19 protein-coding genes are annotated in these 17,041 nt (G+C 67.7%); 4 read left to right on the top strand and 15 right to left on the bottom strand.

Features of this window, described 5'->3' with window-relative positions; genetic code table 11:
• Positions 1–72: 72 nt before the first annotated feature.
• Complete coding sequence (locus VFB33_05895) at positions 73–510, top strand: hypothetical protein (protein ID HZO81209.1); 438 nt, start codon at positions 73–75, stop codon at positions 508–510.
• 30 nt (positions 511–540) lie between these two features.
• On the opposite strand, the gene VFB33_05890 is transcribed toward VFB33_05895, so the two are convergent.
• Positions 541–990, bottom strand: a complete 450-nt coding sequence (locus tag VFB33_05890) for a pyridoxamine 5'-phosphate oxidase family protein (GenBank protein ID HZO81208.1) — start codon at positions 988–990, stop codon at positions 541–543.
• A 251-nt stretch (positions 991–1,241) separates the two neighbouring features.
• On the opposite strand from VFB33_05890, the gene VFB33_05885 reads away from it, so the two are divergent.
• Entirely contained in the window at positions 1,242–2,819 is a 1,578-nt protein-coding gene (locus VFB33_05885; protein ID HZO81207.1) for a DHA2 family efflux MFS transporter permease subunit, read from the top strand.
• 233 nt (positions 2,820–3,052) lie between these two features.
• On the opposite strand, the gene VFB33_05880 is transcribed toward VFB33_05885, so the two are convergent.
• Positions 3,053–4,216: an acyl-CoA dehydrogenase family protein gene (locus VFB33_05880; protein HZO81206.1), complete on the bottom strand. Its 1,164-nt coding sequence runs from the start codon at positions 4,214–4,216 to the stop codon at positions 3,053–3,055.
• Positions 4,217–4,426: 210 nt separating this feature from the next.
• Between VFB33_05880 and VFB33_05875 the strand changes: the two genes are divergently transcribed.
• Positions 4,427–4,864, top strand: coding sequence for a hypothetical protein (locus tag VFB33_05875; protein ID HZO81205.1), 438 nt, complete (start codon positions 4,427–4,429; stop codon positions 4,862–4,864).
• Positions 4,865–5,082: 218 nt separating this feature from the next.
• On the opposite strand, the gene VFB33_05870 is transcribed toward VFB33_05875, so the two are convergent.
• The 3 genes from VFB33_05870 to VFB33_05860 all read right to left on the bottom strand — a co-directional run bounded on the left by VFB33_05870 (position 5,083) and on the right by VFB33_05860 (position 8,174).
• On the bottom strand, positions 5,083–6,510 hold the full coding sequence (locus VFB33_05870) for an amidohydrolase family protein (GenBank protein HZO81204.1): 1,428 nt from the start codon (positions 6,508–6,510) through the stop codon (positions 5,083–5,085).
• Positions 6,511–6,516: 6 nt separating this feature from the next.
• Positions 6,517–7,314, bottom strand: a complete 798-nt coding sequence (locus VFB33_05865; protein HZO81203.1) for a methyltransferase domain-containing protein — start codon at positions 7,312–7,314, stop codon at positions 6,517–6,519.
• 95 nt (positions 7,315–7,409) lie between these two features.
• The gene (locus VFB33_05860; protein ID HZO81202.1) at positions 7,410–8,174 is read right to left on the bottom strand and encodes a class I SAM-dependent methyltransferase; all 765 of its coding nucleotides are present in this window, start codon (positions 8,172–8,174) and stop codon (positions 7,410–7,412) included.
• Positions 8,175–8,361: 187 nt separating this feature from the next.
• Between VFB33_05860 and VFB33_05855 the strand changes: the two genes are divergently transcribed.
• Entirely contained in the window at positions 8,362–9,180 is an 819-nt protein-coding gene (locus tag VFB33_05855) for an alpha/beta fold hydrolase (protein ID HZO81201.1), read from the top strand.
• Between the two features lie 12 nt (positions 9,181–9,192).
• Here VFB33_05855 and rsfS read toward each other — a convergent pair whose 3' ends face one another.
• The 10 genes from rsfS to VFB33_05805 form a co-directional block, all read right to left on the bottom strand.
• On the bottom strand, positions 9,193–9,582 hold the full coding sequence (rsfS, locus tag VFB33_05850; GenBank protein ID HZO81200.1) for a ribosome silencing factor: 390 nt from the start codon (positions 9,580–9,582) through the stop codon (positions 9,193–9,195).
• 76 nt (positions 9,583–9,658) lie between these two features.
• Positions 9,659–10,294, bottom strand: a complete 636-nt coding sequence (nadD, locus tag VFB33_05845; protein ID HZO81199.1) for a nicotinate-nucleotide adenylyltransferase — start codon at positions 10,292–10,294, stop codon at positions 9,659–9,661.
• 70 nt (positions 10,295–10,364) lie between these two features.
• Complete coding sequence (locus tag VFB33_05840) at positions 10,365–11,618, bottom strand: glutamate-5-semialdehyde dehydrogenase (GenBank protein ID HZO81198.1); 1,254 nt, start codon at positions 11,616–11,618, stop codon at positions 10,365–10,367.
• Positions 11,619–11,631: 13 nt separating this feature from the next.
• Positions 11,632–12,777, bottom strand: coding sequence for a glutamate 5-kinase (proB, locus tag VFB33_05835; GenBank protein ID HZO81197.1), 1,146 nt, complete (start codon positions 12,775–12,777; stop codon positions 11,632–11,634).
• Complete coding sequence (gene obgE / locus VFB33_05830; GenBank protein HZO81196.1) at positions 12,765–13,778, bottom strand: GTPase ObgE; 1,014 nt, start codon at positions 13,776–13,778, stop codon at positions 12,765–12,767. Before obgE ends, proB begins: the two co-directional genes overlap by 13 nt.
• Positions 13,779–13,867: 89 nt before the next feature.
• The gene (locus VFB33_05825) at positions 13,868–14,890 is read right to left on the bottom strand and encodes an LLM class F420-dependent oxidoreductase (GenBank protein HZO81195.1); all 1,023 of its coding nucleotides are present in this window, start codon (positions 14,888–14,890) and stop codon (positions 13,868–13,870) included.
• A 99-nt stretch (positions 14,891–14,989) separates the two neighbouring features.
• Positions 14,990–15,307: a 50S ribosomal protein L27 gene (rpmA, locus tag VFB33_05820; GenBank protein ID HZO81194.1), complete on the bottom strand. Its 318-nt coding sequence runs from the start codon at positions 15,305–15,307 to the stop codon at positions 14,990–14,992.
• 63 nt (positions 15,308–15,370) lie between these two features.
• A complete protein-coding gene (gene rplU / locus VFB33_05815; GenBank protein HZO81193.1) occupies positions 15,371–15,685 on the bottom strand; it encodes a 50S ribosomal protein L21 in 315 nt (104 codons plus the stop codon).
• A 73-nt stretch (positions 15,686–15,758) separates the two neighbouring features.
• Entirely contained in the window at positions 15,759–16,295 is a 537-nt protein-coding gene (sufT, locus tag VFB33_05810; protein ID HZO81192.1) for a putative Fe-S cluster assembly protein SufT, read from the bottom strand.
• Positions 16,296–16,408: 113 nt separating this feature from the next.
• Positions 16,409–17,023, bottom strand: coding sequence for a CAP domain-containing protein (locus VFB33_05805; protein HZO81191.1), 615 nt, complete (start codon positions 17,021–17,023; stop codon positions 16,409–16,411).
• Between the last annotated feature and the right edge of the window lie 18 nt (positions 17,024–17,041).

Here is a 17,041-nt window from a genome sequence, read left to right as displayed (position 1 = left end):
ATGCGCACCTGCGCGCACCGTCCGTCCGGCGCGGGCATTGACTCATGCCGCAGGGCGGGCTCAAAGTAGGGCATGCGGCGATTCGCGCTCAGCATCGCGCTTGTCCTGGCGCTGGCGGTGCCGCGGTCGGCTTTCGCCCAGGGCCCCTACAACGACAAGCAGAACCCAAACGAGTATACCAACGCCGAGGACGGCCAGCCGCTGAAGTTCTTCAGTTATTTCGTCGCCCCGCTAGGCTATGCGCTGGAGTGGGGTGTGACGCGTCCCCTGCACTATCTGGCGACGCAGACCCCGCTTGCCCCGGCGCTGAGCGGCGACACCGAGTACAGCGAGATCTACAACCCCGGGCCTACCGTCGAGCCGCTTCAGCCACTGCCTCCGGCCAATATTCCCGCGCCGGCGGCGCCCCAAGCCAACCTTCCGTCGCCGCCGGGCTCGGCCGTGATGCCGGCACTGCCGCAGACGCACGTGGCGCCCGCGCCCTCGGGCGGCCAGCCCGCAATGCACTGACTCCATGCGGCGGCACGCGCCGCGCAGTTCCTACGCCTCGGCTTTGAAGCGGTCGCGCAGCGCGTTGGCGTAGGAGACGCGCCGCGGCCGGATCCGCACCATCCGCAGCCCGTCGTTCTTGAAGAACGGCTCCTCGAACGCGTTCTTCTTCAGGAAGGTCGCCTTGAGCGACTCCCACTCGGAGCCTCCGCGCGCGACCTCGCTCGCCACGCCCTGGAGCCAGGCGCGGATGACCTCGAAGCTCGATACCTGGCCCTTGTCGCGGTTGTCCACCAGCACGGTCGCGCTCGGCCGCTTGAGCAGGTTCTGAAACTTCTCGCTGTCGGCGGCCATGATGAAGATGATGTCGAGCTCGGGCGTCTCGGCAAACGCCTGCAGGTTGGCGGTCGGCCATTCGTCGCCCTGGGTGACGAGCACCGCGACGTGCTCCTGGGCGAGCAGCGCGGCGAGCTTTTCCTTCTGGGTCGCGTCCAGTGCCACTTCGAATCCTCCGTGTGATCCCGCGCTCCGAGATGGAGCGCTCTGGCCAGTCTAGCCCACGTCACGGCGAAGAATCGCGCTCCCGCGCGGCGGCCGAGTCGTGCAATGCGAGCCGGCCGTTCTGCAAGCGAAAGACCATTGCTCCGCCAACGCCGCTCTGCAACAATCGGCGCTCGCGCCTGGTTCCGCCGCCTGACCGCCGACAGGGCCGATGCGCCCGCTTCCGGAACGCCGCGCTGAATTGACGCCGCATGTCCGCCGCCCCGCGCGAAGTTCCGCCCTCGCCCGCAGAGCATTACGCCGCCTCCGGCAAATGGCTGGTTGCGCTGGCCGCCATGCTGGCGACCGTGATGGAGGTGCTTGACACCACGATCGCCAACGTCGCGCTCGACCATATCCGCGGCGGTTTGGCGGCCGGGGTCGACGAGGCAACCTGGGTCCTGACGTCGTACATCGTGAGCAACGCGATCGTAATCCCGCTCACCGGATGGTTCGGCAATTACTTCGGGCGCAAGAAATTCTTCAACTTCTCGATCCTGCTCTTTACCGCGAGCTCGCTGATGTGCGGGCTGGCGCCCAATCTCCAGAGCCTGGTCTTCTTCCGCATCGTGCAGGGCGCCGGCGGCGGCGCGCTGATGCCGATGTCGCAGGCGGTCCTGATGGAGACCTTTGCGCCCGAGGAGCAGGGGATGGCGATGGCGGTGTGGGGGCTGGGGATGATGCTGGGGCCGGTGATGGGCCCGGTCTTCGGCGGCTGGATCACCGACAACTACAGCTGGCGCTGGATCTTCCTGATAAACGTGCCCGTGGGCCTGTTCGCCTCCTTCCTCGTCACCGTCATCCTCGAGGACCCGCACTACATCAAGCGCAAGATCAGCAGGATCGACTGGTGGGGCTTCGTCCTGATGGCGCTCGGGATCGGCGCGCTCCAGATCGTGCTCGACAAAGGCGAGCGCGCCGACTGGTTTAGCTCGCCCCTAATCACGACGCTCGCCGCGGTCGGCGTGGCGGGGCTGCTGCTGTTCGTCGCGCGCGAGCTGACGGTCAAGGAGCCGGTGGTCGATCTCAGTGTCTTCACCAACCGCACCTTCGCCATCGGCACCGCGATGACGACCTTCGTGATGTTCGGGCTGTATGGCACCTTCGTGCTGATCCCGCTCTACTGCCAGCTCGCGCAGGGCTACACCCCGCTGCTCGCGGGCAAGGTGCTCTCGATCCAGAGCCTGGGGACGTTCGGCGCGATCATGGCGGCCGGGCGGCTGTTCAACCGCGTCGATCCGCGCCTGATGGTGTCGTCGGGATGCCTGATGGCGGGGATCGGCACCTGGTACATGGGCGAGTTCAACCCCCAGATCGACTTCTGGAATATCGCCTGGCCCGGGCTGATCCGGGGCATCGGCTCCGGAATGATCTTCATCCCGCTGACGACCGTCGCGCTCGGCGCGGTCAGGCGCGAGCAGATGGGCAACGCGTCGGGGCTGTTCAACATGGTGCGCTCGGTGGGCGGCAGCGTCGGCATCGCGCTGCTCATCACGATGCTCTCGCGCAACCAACAGACCCATCAGAGCCACCTCGTCGAGCACCTCAACCTGTTCAATCCGCGGCTCCAGAGCGCCTTCGCGCTCGCCGCCTCGGGCGCGATCCCCGGGCTCGGCCGCAATCACGCGCCGGTGTTCGGGATGATGTACGGCGAGGTGCAGCGACAGGCGCTGGTGCTGTCGTTCCTCGACGACTTCCGGCTGATCGCGATGATCTTCTTCGCGCTGGTGCCGATGGTGTACCTGATGCGCCGTCCGGGCGCGGCCGCGCCCGCCACCGCCGCGCACTAGCCGCGCAGGCTTGCCGCACTCGCGGCCGGCGGAAGTATCGCTCCGCTGAGATTTTTCATTCCGGCCCAGGCTCCGTTTAGAACGACAGAGAGAGCGGCGCTTCCTGTTGCCGTCATCCCGAGCGAAGTGAGCAACGCGAACGAAGTCGAAAGCTTTCGGACCGCTTCGCGCAAGCGAAGCCGGTAGCGGTTCTTCGTCGGCAAAGCGCTCCTTCGCCCTTCCAGCCCGGTGATTCAGCTCTGCTGGCTCGACAGCAGCCCCAGGCGCATCCGGCCGTACAGCTCGCCCGAGGTGTCGAAGTCGATGCTCGCGTGTTGAGCGCCGACATTGACGTTACGGAAGGCCGCCTGGAGCGGCGCCGAATCGTAGATCGCGTGCGCGCCCGAGCCGGAGAACAGGCGCGCCACCGCGCGCCGGCAAAGCTCGGCCGAGTACGCCGCCTGCCATTTGACCCGCGCGCGGTAGCCCATGTCGGTCGCGCGGTGGCCCGAGCGCGCGACCTCGCCCATCAGGTCGATCGCGTCGCGCAGCAGAAGCTCCGCGCACTGGATTTCCGCCATCGACTCGGCGAGCCGAAGCTGGGTCGGCCCGTGCTCGGCCTTGCGCGCGCCAGTGACGATCACCCGCCGCTCTTTGGTCCGCTCGATGAATTTCTCCAGCGCGAATCTGGCCGAACCCAGCACCGCCGCCGGCACCGACGACGACAGCATCGAGTCTGCCGACACCCGATAAACCGGGCTTTGGTGATTCAGCGTATGGGGCGACGAGCCGGTCATCAGCTGGCGCGTGTCGATCGCGCGATAGGCCGGGACAAAGAGATCCTTCGCCACCACGTCTTTGCTCCCGGTGCCTTCCATCCCGAGCACGTGCCAGGTGTCATCGACGACGATCTCCTCGCGCGGTACCACGACGTGTACGCCCGGCCCACCGCCCTCGGCGTCGCCGCATCCGAGGATCACCCAGTTCGAGTTGTCCACGCCCGAGCAGAACTGCCAGCGCCCGTCCACGCGGTAGCCGCCCTCGACCGCGCGCGCCTTGCCCTGCCATGCGAGCGTGCCCGAGACCAAGCCGTCGCGCCCGCCGCCGAAGATCTCCTCCTGCGCGGGCTCGGGCCACGAGGCGAGACAGAAATGATGCGCCCCCATCACCATCACGATCCATCCGCTGGACGGGCAGATCTGCGAGAGCGCGGTGATGGTTTCGGACTGCACGCGCAGGCCGAGCTCATAGCCGCCGACGCGCGCCGGCTGACAAATCCGGAACAGCCCCGCCTCGACCATTGCCTTCATGCTTTCGGGCACGACGCGGCGCGCCTCGACGCAGGCCGGGGCGTTGGCAGCAAGGATGGGCGCGATCGCTTCGATGCGCCCTGCGATCTCTTCAGCTGACGGTTTCATGGTTTCTTTTTCTACCGGCTCAGCGACCGGCTGGCCAGTGGGCGCGGCCGAGGCTCCTCCAAGCCGAAAAGTCGTTACTCTCCGTCCCCTGGCCACAGGGCCTGGGCAGGTCGCATCGCGCAGCCAATGCGCCGCGTGACTCGGCTCGGCGCTTGTGATTTGAGTATCCGCAAAGGCCCAAGTCCGCCGCCCGGCAAGGAGAACCGAGCAATGAGCGCAGAGAACACGAGCCGCCGTCTGGTCTGGCACGGGATGCTGCTGTTCCTGCTGGGCCTGTTCACCGGATTCGCCGAGCCGCATTTCGCCAACGTGCGGATGGGGCTCACCGCCCATGTCGAGGGCGTAATGAATGGGATGTTCCTGGTCGCGCTGGGCGCCGCATGGAGCCTCCTCCGGCTCTCGGCGCGGCAGAGCGCGGTGCTGTTCTGGACCGGGCTTTACGGCGCCTACGGCAACTGGGCAGCGTCCGTTCTAGCCGCCGCGTTCGGCACCGCCGCGCTCTCGCCGATCACGTCGGCCGGCCATCATGGCCTGCCCTGGCAGGAAACGCTGGTCACGGCGGCCTTGCTGAGCGTCGGCGTGACAATCATCATCTGCACGGTGATTGCGCTGCGCGGCGCCCGCCGCCTCGCGCTTCCGCTGCGCTGATCATTCCGACCGGGGAACAGCGAAGCCATTTTTCGCAGTGGCGGCGAGCGCCCCTGCGCGCCAGTCGCGGGGCAGGAGTTTCTTTAGTCAAAGCCAGCGACCATTGCGTCCTGCGCATCACGCGTCGACGGTTTCTATGGCGCGAACCTGACGGACGGGCCCGGCTGTCCGACTCCTAGCTCGTATCCGAACTGGGAAGTCTATGTTGCGCCGGGGCTTCAGCTCGCCGGGCGGCGCAGCACTGCCGGATCGACCTTGCGCGGGATGAGCTGGCCGTAAGCCAGCTCCGCACCGAGCCTCCCGTTCTCTACGATCACCTTGCCACGCAGAATCGTCGTCACTGGCCATCCCTCGACCTTCCATCCCTCCCACGGGCTGTAGTCGCTGACGTGGAAATCTTCTTTGCTGAGCGTCTTTCTGATTGAAGGATCGATGAGCACGATGTCGGCGTCGCTGCCGGCGGCGATCGCGCCTTTGCGCGGATAGAGTCCGAGGATGCGTGCGGCATTGGTCGAGGTCACCGCCGCAAACCGCTCCAGCGTCATCCCGCGGCGCACCACGCCCTCGGTGTACACGATTCCCATCCGCGCCTCGGCGCCGAGGTTGCCGCCGGTGACGTTGTCGATCCGCTTGCCGGCGAGCTTGTGCTCCAACGTGGTCGGGAACTCGTCGGTCGCGGTGGTCGAAACCGCGTCGTTGACAAGCCCGTCCCACAGCGCCTTGTTGTCGTCCGGCCCCTTGAGCGACGGATAGGTGTGGTAGCAGAAGCCGCGCGGCGTGCGGTAATCCTCGTGCGAGAAGCAGGCGTAATGATGGAGCGTCTCGCAATAAACCGGCAGATTGCGCCCGCGGGCCTCGGCCACCGCCTCGACTCCCTCGCGTGCCGAGGTGTGGACGAAATAGACTCCGGCGCCGCTCGCGCGCGCTAGCCCGATCACGCGCTCGAAAGCGAGCTCTTCGGACAACTTGGTATGGACCAAATGCATGTTCCAGCCCTCGGTGCGCCCCTCTGCGGCGAAGCGTTCGTAGTTGAACTGCACCAGGTCGTCGTCCTCGGCGTGCACCACCATGATTCCACCGGCCCGCGCGACCCGCTCCATCGCGAGCTGGATTCGGCCCATGTCGAGCCGTACGCGGACGCGCTTCGGATGCGGCGGCATCACGTCAGTGGTGAAGACCTTGAAGCTCGGAAAGCCTTGCTTGACGATGTCGTCTATCTGATCGAAAACGCTCAGCGGCAGGGCCCCCATCAGGCCGACATGAAATGAGTAATCGACGTATGATTGCCCCTTCCAGCGCGCGGCGCGCTGCTCGATTGCCTCGATCGGATTCATCCCGGGCTCGATGAAGCAGAAATCGAGATGGGTGGTGGTGCCGCCGAAAGCCATCCCCCGCGTGTCCTCTTCCGGACCGAGCGTGTTCTTACCGTAGTCCGGATTGGTGAGGTCGTAGATGTCCAGATGGGCGTGCGGCTCGATGCCGCCGGGGACGACGATCTTGCCGCCGGCGTCGATCGTGCGGCCCGCCGCGGGAGCCTGCTCGTCGGTCCCGACGAATACGATCTTCTCGCCCTTGATTCCGATCGCCCAGTTGCCGACCCCCTGCGGAGTCACGACCTTGCCGCCGCGGATCACCAGGTCCAACATGGCTTGCTACCTCGCTTGGACAATTGCCTTGGCTGCTACGTACGTCACGCCGGTGTGGCTGAACCAGATCTGCCCATTTTGGCGGCGCACCTTGAGCCCCGAGCGGTCGGTCTCCAGTGACGCCTCCATCATCTCGTAGATCTGCGCGCGGCGCTCGGGCGGCGGGCCGCCATGCGCCATCCATGACTCGAGGTCGTAGTGCGTCTCGCGCCCGCCACGATGGATGACTTCGAGCCCGGCGTCGGCAAACATCCGCTCCCACTCGGAGACCGGCAGTGCCCGCGCGTGCGACGGGTCGCACAGTCGTTCTATGCGGTTGTGATAGTCGGATTGCGCGGGGTCCTCGGAGGTCATCATGTCGACGATCACCATCCGCCCGCCCGGCCGCAGCACCCGCGCCATCTCGGCCAGCACCGCTTTCGGATGGGCGAAATGATGGAATGCGAAGCGGCAGGCGGTAGCTTGAAACTCGCCAGCGGCAAACGGCATCCGCTCGACGTCGCCCAGCATGAAGGTGACGTTGTTGATGCCGCGGGGCGCGGCCTCCGCCCGGGCGCGCGCGACCAGGCGGTCGGTCGCGTCGATTCCGATCACCGCGCGGCACTTCGCCGCGAACGCCATCGCGACGTAGCCCGGCCCGCTGGCGACGTCAAGTACGCGCGCATCCGGCGCCGCGCCCGATAGCTCGACCATGCTTTCGAGGATGCGCGGGTCGGTAACGACCTTCATCGTCGAGTACGCCTCGGCCTGGCGGCGAAATTGGCGCTGGACTTCAAGGAGGTTGTCGGGTCGATCCTCGGTCATCGCAAGGCTCCTTCGGGCGGCCGCTGCACGACGAAAACCCTGACTTCCAGCCCCTTAGCTGAGGGGAGGGAAGCAAAAATCCTTCAATCGCGCGCTCATCCGCGCTCCAGGACGAAGCTCATGCTGGTATGGATGAGGCGAATCGTGTCGCCGTCGCGCATGAGCGAAAGCCCGGCGCGGTCGCCGTCGAGCGCGTCTTCGAGCATTGCGCGCAGCTTCGTGAGGTTCTCGGGCGGCGCCCCGCCCAAGCGCATCCAGTTCTCCGCCGTGGAGCGCGCCTTGCGCGCGATCTCCATCGCCACCCGAAAGCCGTGCGCGGCGAACATCCGCTCGAACTCCGAGGCCGCAAGCGTCCGCCCGTGGGTCGGATCGCACAGCCGCTCGAACTCATTGTGTAGTGCGGCCTTGGCCGCATCCTCGGCGGCGGTCACGTCCACCACCACCATCCACGCGCGCCGCGCCACCACCCGCGCCATCTCGGCAAACACGCGCCCGGGATTGACGCAGTGATGAAAGGCGAAGCGGCAGACCGCCGCGTCGAAGGCGCCGTCGGCAAACGGCATCGCCTCGACCTCGCCCGCCACAAAGTCGGCATTAGCGACGCGGCGGCGCGCCGCCTCCGCGCGCGCGCTGCCGGCGAGCGCCGGCGAGACGTCGAGCCCGACCGCGCGGGCGCATCGCGCGGCGAAGGCTATCGTGCATCCTCCGGGGCCACAGGCGACGTCGAGCACGCGGTCGGTCCGGGCGACGCCCGAGATCGAAACCATGTAATGCAGAGAGTCGGCGTCGGCCGGCATCCGCGCGAACGAATCGGGATTGCGGCGGAATTGTCGCTCGACGCTGTTGGCAGCCTCGCCCATCGGAGTTGCCGCGCGGCGCCCCTCGGCTGCGTCGATACGCGCGGTCAGGCGCTGATGTTAGCGCCGCCGGCACTCGGCTGCCTAGCGCCGCGGCTCTTGCCCGGACGGGCGGCGCCGCCGCACAATCGGGCGCACCGGCGCCCTGCTGGCCTCCTTATCGACGCGCCGGGCGAAAGGAGCCGCGCCGATGGCACAATGGAAGACCGAACTGATCCCGCCCGCGCCGCGCATCGCCGTCGACCACATGGGCGAGGGCCCGCTGGTGATTTGCCTGCACGGAATCGGCGGCAACCGCACGAACTGGCACGACCAGCTTCCCGACTTCGCGCGCCGTTTCCGCGCCGCGTCGTGGGACGGGCGCGGTTACGGGATGAGCGACGATTACCCCGGGCCGCTCGACTTCCATGACTTCGCTCGCGATCTCGCGCGCGTCCTCGACCATTTCTGCGCGCGCAAGGCGCACCTGGTCGGGCTTTCGATGGGCGGACTCATAATCATGGACTTCCACGCGATGTATCCGGAACGGGTGGCGACGCTGACCGTCTGCGACTCGCTGCCCGGGTTCGCCGACCTCTCGCCCGCGCAGCGCGCGGAGTTCATCCGCCTGCGCAAGGAGCCGCTGGTACAGGGCAAGGAGCCCAGAGACATCGCGCCGGCAGTGGCGCGTACGCTGGTCAGCCCGTCGGCGGTCGCCGGCTCCTACGAGCGGCTGGTCGCCTCGATGAGCGCGCTGCACAAGGAATCCTACATCAAGACGATCGAGGGGATGGTGAATTCGGGGCTGCAGATCGAACTGGAGAAAATCCGCGTGCCGACGCACGTCGTGGTCGGCGAGGACGACCGGCTTACGCCGCCGGCGTTGTCGCGCGCGATGGCGGGGCGGATTGCGAACGCGAAGCTGAGCGTGATCAAGAACGCCGGCCATCTCGCCAATATCGAACAGCCGCACGCGTTCAACGAGGCGGTGCTCGCCTTCCTGCTCGAGCATCGCGCCGCCGCGGCCTGAGGCGGCGGCGGTTCAGCCGAGCGCGCGCAGGCGCAGGTCGCGCGCCTGACTGCGGTAGGGTTCGGGCAGTGCGAGTTCGCGCGCGTCGAGCCAGTTGCGCTCGAGGCGGTAGAACTCGCGCGTCTCCTCGAAGAAGATGTGGACCACGACGTCGTTGAAGTCGAGCACCGCCCAGTGGCCGTGGCCGACGCCCTCGACCGACAGCGGGCGCTCGCCCTCGCGCGCCATGCGCTCCTCGACGCCACGGGCGATGGCGCGCACCTGGACGTCGGAGCGCCCGGTCGCAACCAGGAAATAGTCGGCGATTGAACTTAGATGCTCGACCTCGAGCACCACGAGGTCGTAGGCCTTCTTCTCAAGCGCGGCCTGGGCGATCGCGATTGCCTTCTCGAGTGCGGTCACGTGGTTCGAGGCGGCTTGAGTCGCCGCAGATAAGGGGAACCGCCGGCGGTTTTAGAAACCGGAAAGCTGCGCACCGTCAGTACAGTCCGTGGCGCTCGATGTAGTCCACCACGTCGCCCGGCATCAGGTAACGCACGGACTGGCGGCGGCGGAGCTTCTCGCGGATGAGCGTGGCCGAAATCGGCAAAATCGTCGTGGCTACGAAGGACAGCGTTTGCCCGCTCGGATGCACGTAGTGATCGTCTCTCTGAACATAACCAAAGCGCTTGACCGCCGCAAGCGAGAGCCGCGACGGCTCGCCCTCCGCGGATTGGCGGCTGTGCACTACGATCGAAGTCAGTCGCACCAGCTCGTCGCAATCCTTCCAGGTGTCGAGTTCGGCAAACGCGTCGGCCCCCATCATGAGGAACAGGGTCGCCGGAGCGCGCAGGGTGGCAAGGAAGTAGCGCACCGTGTCGATCGTGTAGGAACGGCCGCCGCGCCGGATCTCGAGATCGGAGACCATGAAGTGGCGGTTGCCCTTGGTCGCCAGCCGCACCATCGCGAGCCGATGCTCGGCCGGCGCAAGTCCCTCGCCCGGCTTGTGCGGCGGCGAGGCGGCGGGCACGAAGTAAACGAGGTCGAGCCCGAGCGCCTCGCGCACCTCCTCGGCCGAGCGCAGATGGCCGAAGTGGATCGGGTTGAAGCTGCCGCCGAGTAGTCCTACGCGCATGATGCCGGGACACTCCGGGCGGCCGGCCGACCGATGCGGGCGCGGCCGGCAATCGCTCGTGGGTCGTACGTCAATTTCGTACCTGGCCGCTGCCCTCGATGAGATACTTGTAGATCGTCAGTTCGCGCAACCCCATTGGGCCGCGCGCATGGAGACGGTTGGTCGAGATCCCGGTTTCGGCACCGAAGCCGAACTCGCAGCCGTCGGTGAAGCGCGTCGAGGCGTTGACGTAAACCGTGGCCGAATCGACCTCGCGCTGGAAGCGCGCGGCGGCATCCTTGTCGGCGGTGACGATCGCGTCGGCAAGGCCGGAGCCATGGCGCGCGATGAACTCGATCGCCTCGCCAAGCGAATCGACAACCTTGATCGCAAGGATGAGGTCCAAATATTCGGTGTCCCAGTCGGCTTCGGACGCCGGTTTGGCCGCGGGCAGCACGGCGCGCGTGCGCTCGCATCCGCGCAGCTCGACGCCCGCACGCTCCATCCGCGCGGCCAGCGCGGGCAGAAAGCGCGGCGCGACGTCGCGATGCACCAGCAACGTTTCCATCGCGTTGCACACCGACGGCCGGCTGCACTTGGCGTTGAAGCAGATCTCCTCGGCCATCTTCAGATCGGCGGCGCGATCGACGTAGGTATGGCAGATGCCGTCAAAGTGCGGAAGCAGCGGCACCGCCGAACCGCTCAGCGCCTCCTTCAGCGTGTTGCCGCCGCGTGGAATGATCAGGTCGAGCGCCTCGGGATGGCGCTTCAGAATCTGGACGACCTCGCGGTCGGGATTGGCGACGAAGCTGAGCGCCTCGCGCGCAACTCCGGCGCGCTCGAGCGCCTCGCGGACAAGCCCGGCCAGGCAGGCGTTGGAACTTAGCGCCTCCTTGCCCCCGCGCAGCACGACCGCGTTGCCGGCCTTGAGCCCCAGCACGCCGGCGTCAATTGTGACGTTGGGGCGCGACTCGTAGATTATCGCGATCACACCGATGGGCACGCGGACCTGGGAGATTTCGAGCCCGTTGGGCCGGCGCCATCGCGCGATCACCTCGCCCACCGGGTCCGCCAGCGCGGCGACCTCCTCCACCCCGCGCGCCATCGCCTCGACCCGCGCGTCATTGAGCGTCAGGCGTTCGACGAACGCGCCCGCCATCCCGGCCGCCCGTGCGCGTGCGAGGTCCTCGGCGTTGGCCGCAATGATTGCACCGCGCCGCTCGCGCAGTATCGCGGCGAGCTCCGCCAGCGCGCGGTTCTTCCGTTCGGTCGGGCTCAGCGCCAGGCCGCGCGCGGCGGCGCGCGCGCGGCGCAGCAGGTCGAGAGTTTCGGCTTCCAGGCTCACGTCGATTTCCGATCTATCGCAGGTCTTCGAGCAGCACGAAATTGTCGCGGTGGATAATCTCGTCGGCCACCTTGTAGCCGAGCACGCGCGCGATCTCGTAGGTGTGCCGGCCCTTCAACCTTAGTACCTCGGCGGCGGGATAGTTGACCAGCCCACGGCCGAATTCGACGCCCTCGTGGTCGAGGAGGCTTACGCAGTCGCCGCTTGCGAACTCGCCGGCGACTTCGCGGATGCCCGACGGCAGCAGGCTGCGGCCCTTGCTGCGCAGCGCCTCGGCCGCCCCGCGATCGACCGTAAGCGAGCCCGACGGACGCAGGGCGAAGGCGATCCAATGCTTGCGGCCGCGCAGGCGGCTGCGCGCTGGGAGCACCAGCGTGCCGCACTCGCGCGCCGGGTCGAACGCGGCGGCGAGCACTTCCTGCGCGCGGCCGGCCGCGATAATCACCGCCATACCGGCGCGGGCGGCCTGGCGCGCGGCCTTCAGCTTGGTCGCCATCCCGCCGCTGCCCAGCGGCCCCGCGTTTTCGGCCACCAGCCCGCGCATCCCGGCCTCGGGGTCGGTGATCAACGGGATAAGCTGGGCGTCGGGCCGTTTGCGCGGATCGCCGGTCAGCACGCCCGCGACGTCGCTCAGAATGATGAGCAGCTGCGCCTGCGCCATCCCCGCCACCAGCGACGAGAGCACGTCGTTATCACCCATGCGGATCTCTTCGACCGCGACGGTGTCGTTCTCGTTGACGATCGGGACCACGCCGGCTTCGAGCAGGGTCTGGATGGTATGGATCGCGTTGTTGCGCCGGGTGCGCTCGGCGACGTCCTGATGGGTGAGCAGGAGTTGGGCGACGGTGCGCCCGTGCGCGGCGAGCGCGCGCGCCCATTCGGCCATCAGTTCGATCTGGCCGGTCGCCGCCGCGGCCTGGCGCGCCGCGATGCCCGCGCCGCCGAGTTTGGCGAGCCGTGCACGTCCGGCCGCGATCGCGCCCGAGGAGACCACGATTATCTCGCGCCCGCCGCGGATCGCCGCGTCGATACCGGCGGCAAGGTTCGCGATTACGTCACTGCGCAGCCCGTCGGTTTCGGAGAGCACGGCGCTGCCGACCTTGATCACGGCGCGGCGCGTGCGCGCGATCAGATCCGCCTTGTAGCTCAGCTGCGACACGCAACCGCCGCCTCTGGCGCTCCGAGCGTCCGCGCCACCGCCGCCACCAGTGGCTCCAGACCGACCCGCTTCTCGGCCGAAATGAGAAAGACCTCCAATCCCGCCGCCTTCTCCATCGCACGCGCGGCCGATTCGGCGCGCGCGCGATCGACGAGGTCGAGCTTGCTCAGCGCGATCACGGCCGGCCGCTCGCCCAACGCCGGATCGAACGAGAGCAGCTCGCCGCGCACGGTTTCGAAGTCGCGCTCGGGCTCCGCGCTCAGATCGAGCACGTACACCAGCACGCGCGTGCGCGCCAGATGGCGCAGGAAGCGGATGCCGAGGCCGTGGCCGAGATGGGCGCCTTCGATCAGCCCCGGAATGTCGGCGAGGCTGAAACCGCTGCCGTCGGCAAGCTGCACGCGGCCCAAGTTCGGAGTCAGCGTGGTGAAAGGATATGGCGCGATCTTCGGATGAGCGGCGCTGAGCGCCGCGAGCAGCGTCGATTTGCCGGCGTTGGGCAGGCCGACCAATCCGGCCTCGGCGACCAGGCGCAGTTCGATTCGCACCCATCGCTGCTCGCCGGCCGTTCCCGGAGTCGCGATTCGCGGGGCGCGGCGCGTGGGCGTGGCGAAATGCATGTTGCCGCGACCACCGGCGCCGCCATGGGCGACGATCGCGCGCGCACCCGGCATCACCAGGTCAGCCAGTTGCTCGCCCGTCGCGTCGTCGCAGACCAGCGTGCCGGGTGGCACGCGCACCACCAGATCGGCGCCGGCGCGGCCGTATTGCTGCTTGCCGCGGCCGGGCTCGCCGTCGCGCGCGACCAGGCGCGGGTTATATCTGAAGTCGAGCAGGGTCGAGAGCCCTTCATCAACGACGAAGATCACGTCGCCGCCGCGCCCGCCGTCGCCGCCCGCCGGCCCGCCGAACGGGCGGTATTTCTCGCGCAAGAAGGCGATCGCGCCGTCGCCGCCCTTACCGGCGCGCACGAATACTCTGGCTTCGTCGACGAACCGCATCGTTCAGCGGGCTTCCACCTCGGCGCCCGCGCGCAAATTATACCAGCCGCAAAATACCGCTGCCTCGCCCGGACGCAACCGGCGCGAGCCTACAGCAGCATCTCGGCGAGCGCGCGGATCGCCTCGACTTGACGCGTCCCGACGAGCATCGTCCTGACCGGCGCGGCCTTCCACGCCGCGACGCGCTCGGCAATACGCTCGCGCGGGCCGACCAGCGCGACCTCGTCGACCAGCTGGTCGGGAACCGCGGCGGCGGCCTCGTCGCGCCTGCCGGAAAGGTAGAGCTCCTGGATCTTGTTGGCCGCCTCTTCATAGCCGGCGCGCCGCGCGTAGTCGTTGTAGAAATTCTTGTCGCGCGCGCCCATCCCGCCAATATACAGAGCGAGGTTTTGCTTGACCGGCTCACGGCACTTGGCGACGTCGGGACCCATCACGCAGGTCACGAACGGCGCGACGTCGAACTTGTTCGGATCGCGCCCGCCCGCTGCCCGCGCGAAGCCGCGCTCGAGATGCGGCTTGAGCAGGTCCCAGCGCTCTGGATTCATCCACACCGACAGCACGCCGTCGGCAATTTCGGCCGCGAGCGCAAGCCCACTCGGCGTGATCGAGGCCATGTAGATTTCCATGTCGCGCCGGCCGTGCAGAATCGAGCGCAGCGGCTTGCCGAGCCCGGTCGCGCCCGGGCCACGGTAGGGGATCTGGTACTCGCGGCCCTGAAACTCGAGCGGCGCCTCGCGCGCGAGAATCTTGCGCAGGATCGCGATGTACTCGCGATAGCGGACGAGCGGCTTACCATACGGCACGCCGTGCCACCCTTCGACCACCTGCGGCCCCGACGGGCCGACGCCGAGGATGAAGCGCCCGCCCGACATCGCATCCAGCGTCATCGCGGTCATCGCCGTCATCGCCGGCGTGCGCGCGGGCATCTGCATGATCCCGGTGCCGAGGCGGATTTTCCTGGTCAGGGCACCGAGCCACGCCAGCGGCACAATCGTGTCCGAGCCCCACGCCTCGCCGGTCCATACCGAGTCGTAGCCCAGGCGCTCGGCTTCGAGCACCAGGTTGATAGAGTCGTGGGAATGCGAAAAGCCGTAAAGCAGTCCGAGTCGCATCGTCGGGTTCCTCCACCGGTCAGTTCGGGCGTCCAGGCAAAATGAAAAAGCCCCGCGGCGCGGCGGCCGCGGGGCTCCAAAATTGCGCGAACGCCGGCGCTATCTTCCGGCCGGCGTCGAGACCTCGCCCGACGGCGCCGCCTGGGCCTCGCTGATCCCGGGCGCGATCGGCTCGACGTACACGCGCCGCTTGTCGCCGCGGAACGTCTCGTATTTGACCACTCCGTCGACCAGCGCGTAAAGGGTGAAGTCGCGCCCCATCCCGACGTTGCGTCCCGGATGGACCCGGGTGCCAAGCTGGCGAACCAGGATGTTGCCGGAGCGGACGGTCTGCCCGGCAAAGATCTTGACGCCGCGATGCTGTCCCGGGCTGTCGCGGCCGTTGCGCGTCGAACCTTGCCCCTTCTTGTGCGCCACGAGTCTGTCTCCTATGGCCATGCCGGCGCCGCGGCCGGCGAAAGAAAACAATCCGCGGCGGTCTCAGGCGCCGCGCTTGATCTCCTGGATCTTGAGCACCGTGAGTTCCTGACGGTGGCCGCGTTTGCGGCGGTAGTTCTTACGCCGCTTCTTCTTGAATACGATCACCTTGGTGCCGCGCGGCTGCTGCACGATCCGCGCCCGCACCGCCGCGTCAGCCACCGTCGGCGTGCCGATCACCGGCGCGTCGCCGCCGATCGCAAGCACATCGCCGAGTTCGACCTCGGCGCCGACCTCACCCGCGATGCGCTCGACGGTTATCTGGTCGCCGACGCCGACGCGGTACTGCTTTCCGCCCGTCCTTACGATTGCGAACATGGTTCAAGTCCGAACCCCTTTAGCTACCGGAGCCCCGCGCTCAAGTCAAATACGGGTTTCTTTGGGGGGATGCTCAGTCGAGACCGAGCCGCTCGCGCCCCTCGGGTGAAATCATCTGCGGATTCCATGGCGGATCCCACACCAGGTCGACGTTAGCCTCGACGACGCCTGGCAGCGCGAGCAGCTTCTGACGCGCGTCGAGCGCGATCGACGCCCCCATCCCGCATCCCTGCGCGGTCAGCGTCATCTTGACGTCCACCCGCTTGCCCCCGTCCTCGGCGGCCCCGATCTCCATCCCGTAAACCAGCCCAAGGTCGACGATGTTGACCGGGATCTCGGGGTCGTAGCAGGTCTTGAGCTGCTCCCACACCATCGCTTCGAGGTCGCCCGAAGCGGCGGCGGGCGAGACGGCGTCTTCGGGCTTCTTACCGAGCGCATCGGCGTCACGGCCGGCGATCCGATATAGCCCGCCGTAGGCCGGCACCTGGACCGTGAAGGTGCCGCCGAGCGATTGGGTAATAAAAACTTCGAGCCCCTTTTCCAGCGTAGTCGGGCTGCCGAAGGGGACCTGGATCGCGTCGCACTCGCGCGTCAATTCAACTCGTTCCATCGTCGTTACCTTCCAATTCGATCGCCGCGGCTCGGTGGCCGACCTCGGAATCCATCATTTTATGCGCCCTTGCGCTCACGCACCAGCTACCCGCGACGGCGCACAGCGCTGCCCTACTCGACGAAGTCCTGGGTGACGTAGGTGGTGCCGTCGGCGGCGCGGGCCACGCCTACGCCGGTGGCGGTGAACTCGGACGATAGGATATTAGCGCGATGGCCCGGACTTGCCATCCACTGCATGACCGCGCGGCGCGCCAGCTCGCGCAGATTTTCGCCCGACTCCATGTAGACGTTCTCGCCCAGCCTGGCGTAGTCTACGCCGACGCTGCGCACGCGCTCCGCGGGCGTGTCTCCGGCCGGGCCGTCGTGGCCGAGGTAGCGGCGCAGCGCCATGTCGTAGCTGTGGCCGCGCGCGGCCAGGGTCAGTCGCTGCGACATACGCAGCGGCGGCTCGCCCGCGCGCCGGCGCTCGTCGTTGACCAGGCGCATGATCTCGGATTCCTGCGCGCTCACGCCGGCGGTCAGCCACGGCATCAGCTGGATCAGCGGAAGCAGGTAGAGCCAGACCAGCGTCACGCCGACGACGACTACGCCGGCGCCTGCGATCGCGAACCCCAGCGTGCGTCGATGGCGCCGGCTGCGCCGGCCAGCCGGTAGCGGAATAACCTTGGCCGGTCCGCGCGGCCGGCGCACCGTTCCACGACCGCTTGCCGAATGATGAACACTCATCGAACCGCCCCTGCGCCC

Source organism: Candidatus Binataceae bacterium, assembly GCA_035650475.1.
In the GTDB taxonomy this organism is placed as follows: Bacteria; Desulfobacterota; Binatia; order Binatales; family Binataceae; genus JAKAVN01.
This window is presented reverse-complemented; position numbering and strand designations above follow the sequence as displayed.

Excerpts from the sequence above, each read along its gene's own strand:
- VFB33_05895 (HZO81209.1), top strand. The coding sequence starts at position 73 with ATGCGGCGATTCGCGCTCAGCATCGCGCTTGTCCTGGCGCTGGCGGTG.
- VFB33_05885 (HZO81207.1), top strand. The coding sequence starts at position 1,242 with ATGTCCGCCGCCCCGCGCGAAGTTCCGCCCTCGCCCGCAGAGCATTAC.
- VFB33_05880 (HZO81206.1), bottom strand. The coding sequence starts at position 4,216 with ATGAAACCGTCAGCTGAAGAGATCGCAGGGCGCATCGAAGCGATCGCG.
- VFB33_05875 (HZO81205.1), top strand. The coding sequence starts at position 4,427 with ATGAGCGCAGAGAACACGAGCCGCCGTCTGGTCTGGCACGGGATGCTG.
- VFB33_05870 (HZO81204.1), bottom strand. The coding sequence starts at position 6,510 with ATGTTGGACCTGGTGATCCGCGGCGGCAAGGTCGTGACTCCGCAGGGG.
- VFB33_05865 (HZO81203.1), bottom strand. The coding sequence starts at position 7,314 with ATGACCGAGGATCGACCCGACAACCTCCTTGAAGTCCAGCGCCAATTT.
- VFB33_05860 (HZO81202.1), bottom strand. The coding sequence starts at position 8,174 with ATGGGCGAGGCTGCCAACAGCGTCGAGCGACAATTCCGCCGCAATCCC.
- VFB33_05855 (HZO81201.1), top strand. The coding sequence starts at position 8,362 with ATGGCACAATGGAAGACCGAACTGATCCCGCCCGCGCCGCGCATCGCC.
- nadD (HZO81199.1), bottom strand. The coding sequence starts at position 10,294 with ATGCGCGTAGGACTACTCGGCGGCAGCTTCAACCCGATCCACTTCGGC.
- obgE (HZO81196.1), bottom strand. The coding sequence starts at position 13,778 with ATGCGGTTCGTCGACGAAGCCAGAGTATTCGTGCGCGCCGGTAAGGGC.
- VFB33_05825 (HZO81195.1), bottom strand. The coding sequence starts at position 14,890 with ATGCGACTCGGACTGCTTTACGGCTTTTCGCATTCCCACGACTCTATC.
- rplU (HZO81193.1), bottom strand. The coding sequence starts at position 15,685 with ATGTTCGCAATCGTAAGGACGGGCGGAAAGCAGTACCGCGTCGGCGTC.
- sufT (HZO81192.1), bottom strand. The coding sequence starts at position 16,295 with ATGGAACGAGTTGAATTGACGCGCGAGTGCGACGCGATCCAGGTCCCC.
- VFB33_05805 (HZO81191.1), bottom strand. The coding sequence starts at position 17,023 with ATGAGTGTTCATCATTCGGCAAGCGGTCGTGGAACGGTGCGCCGGCCG.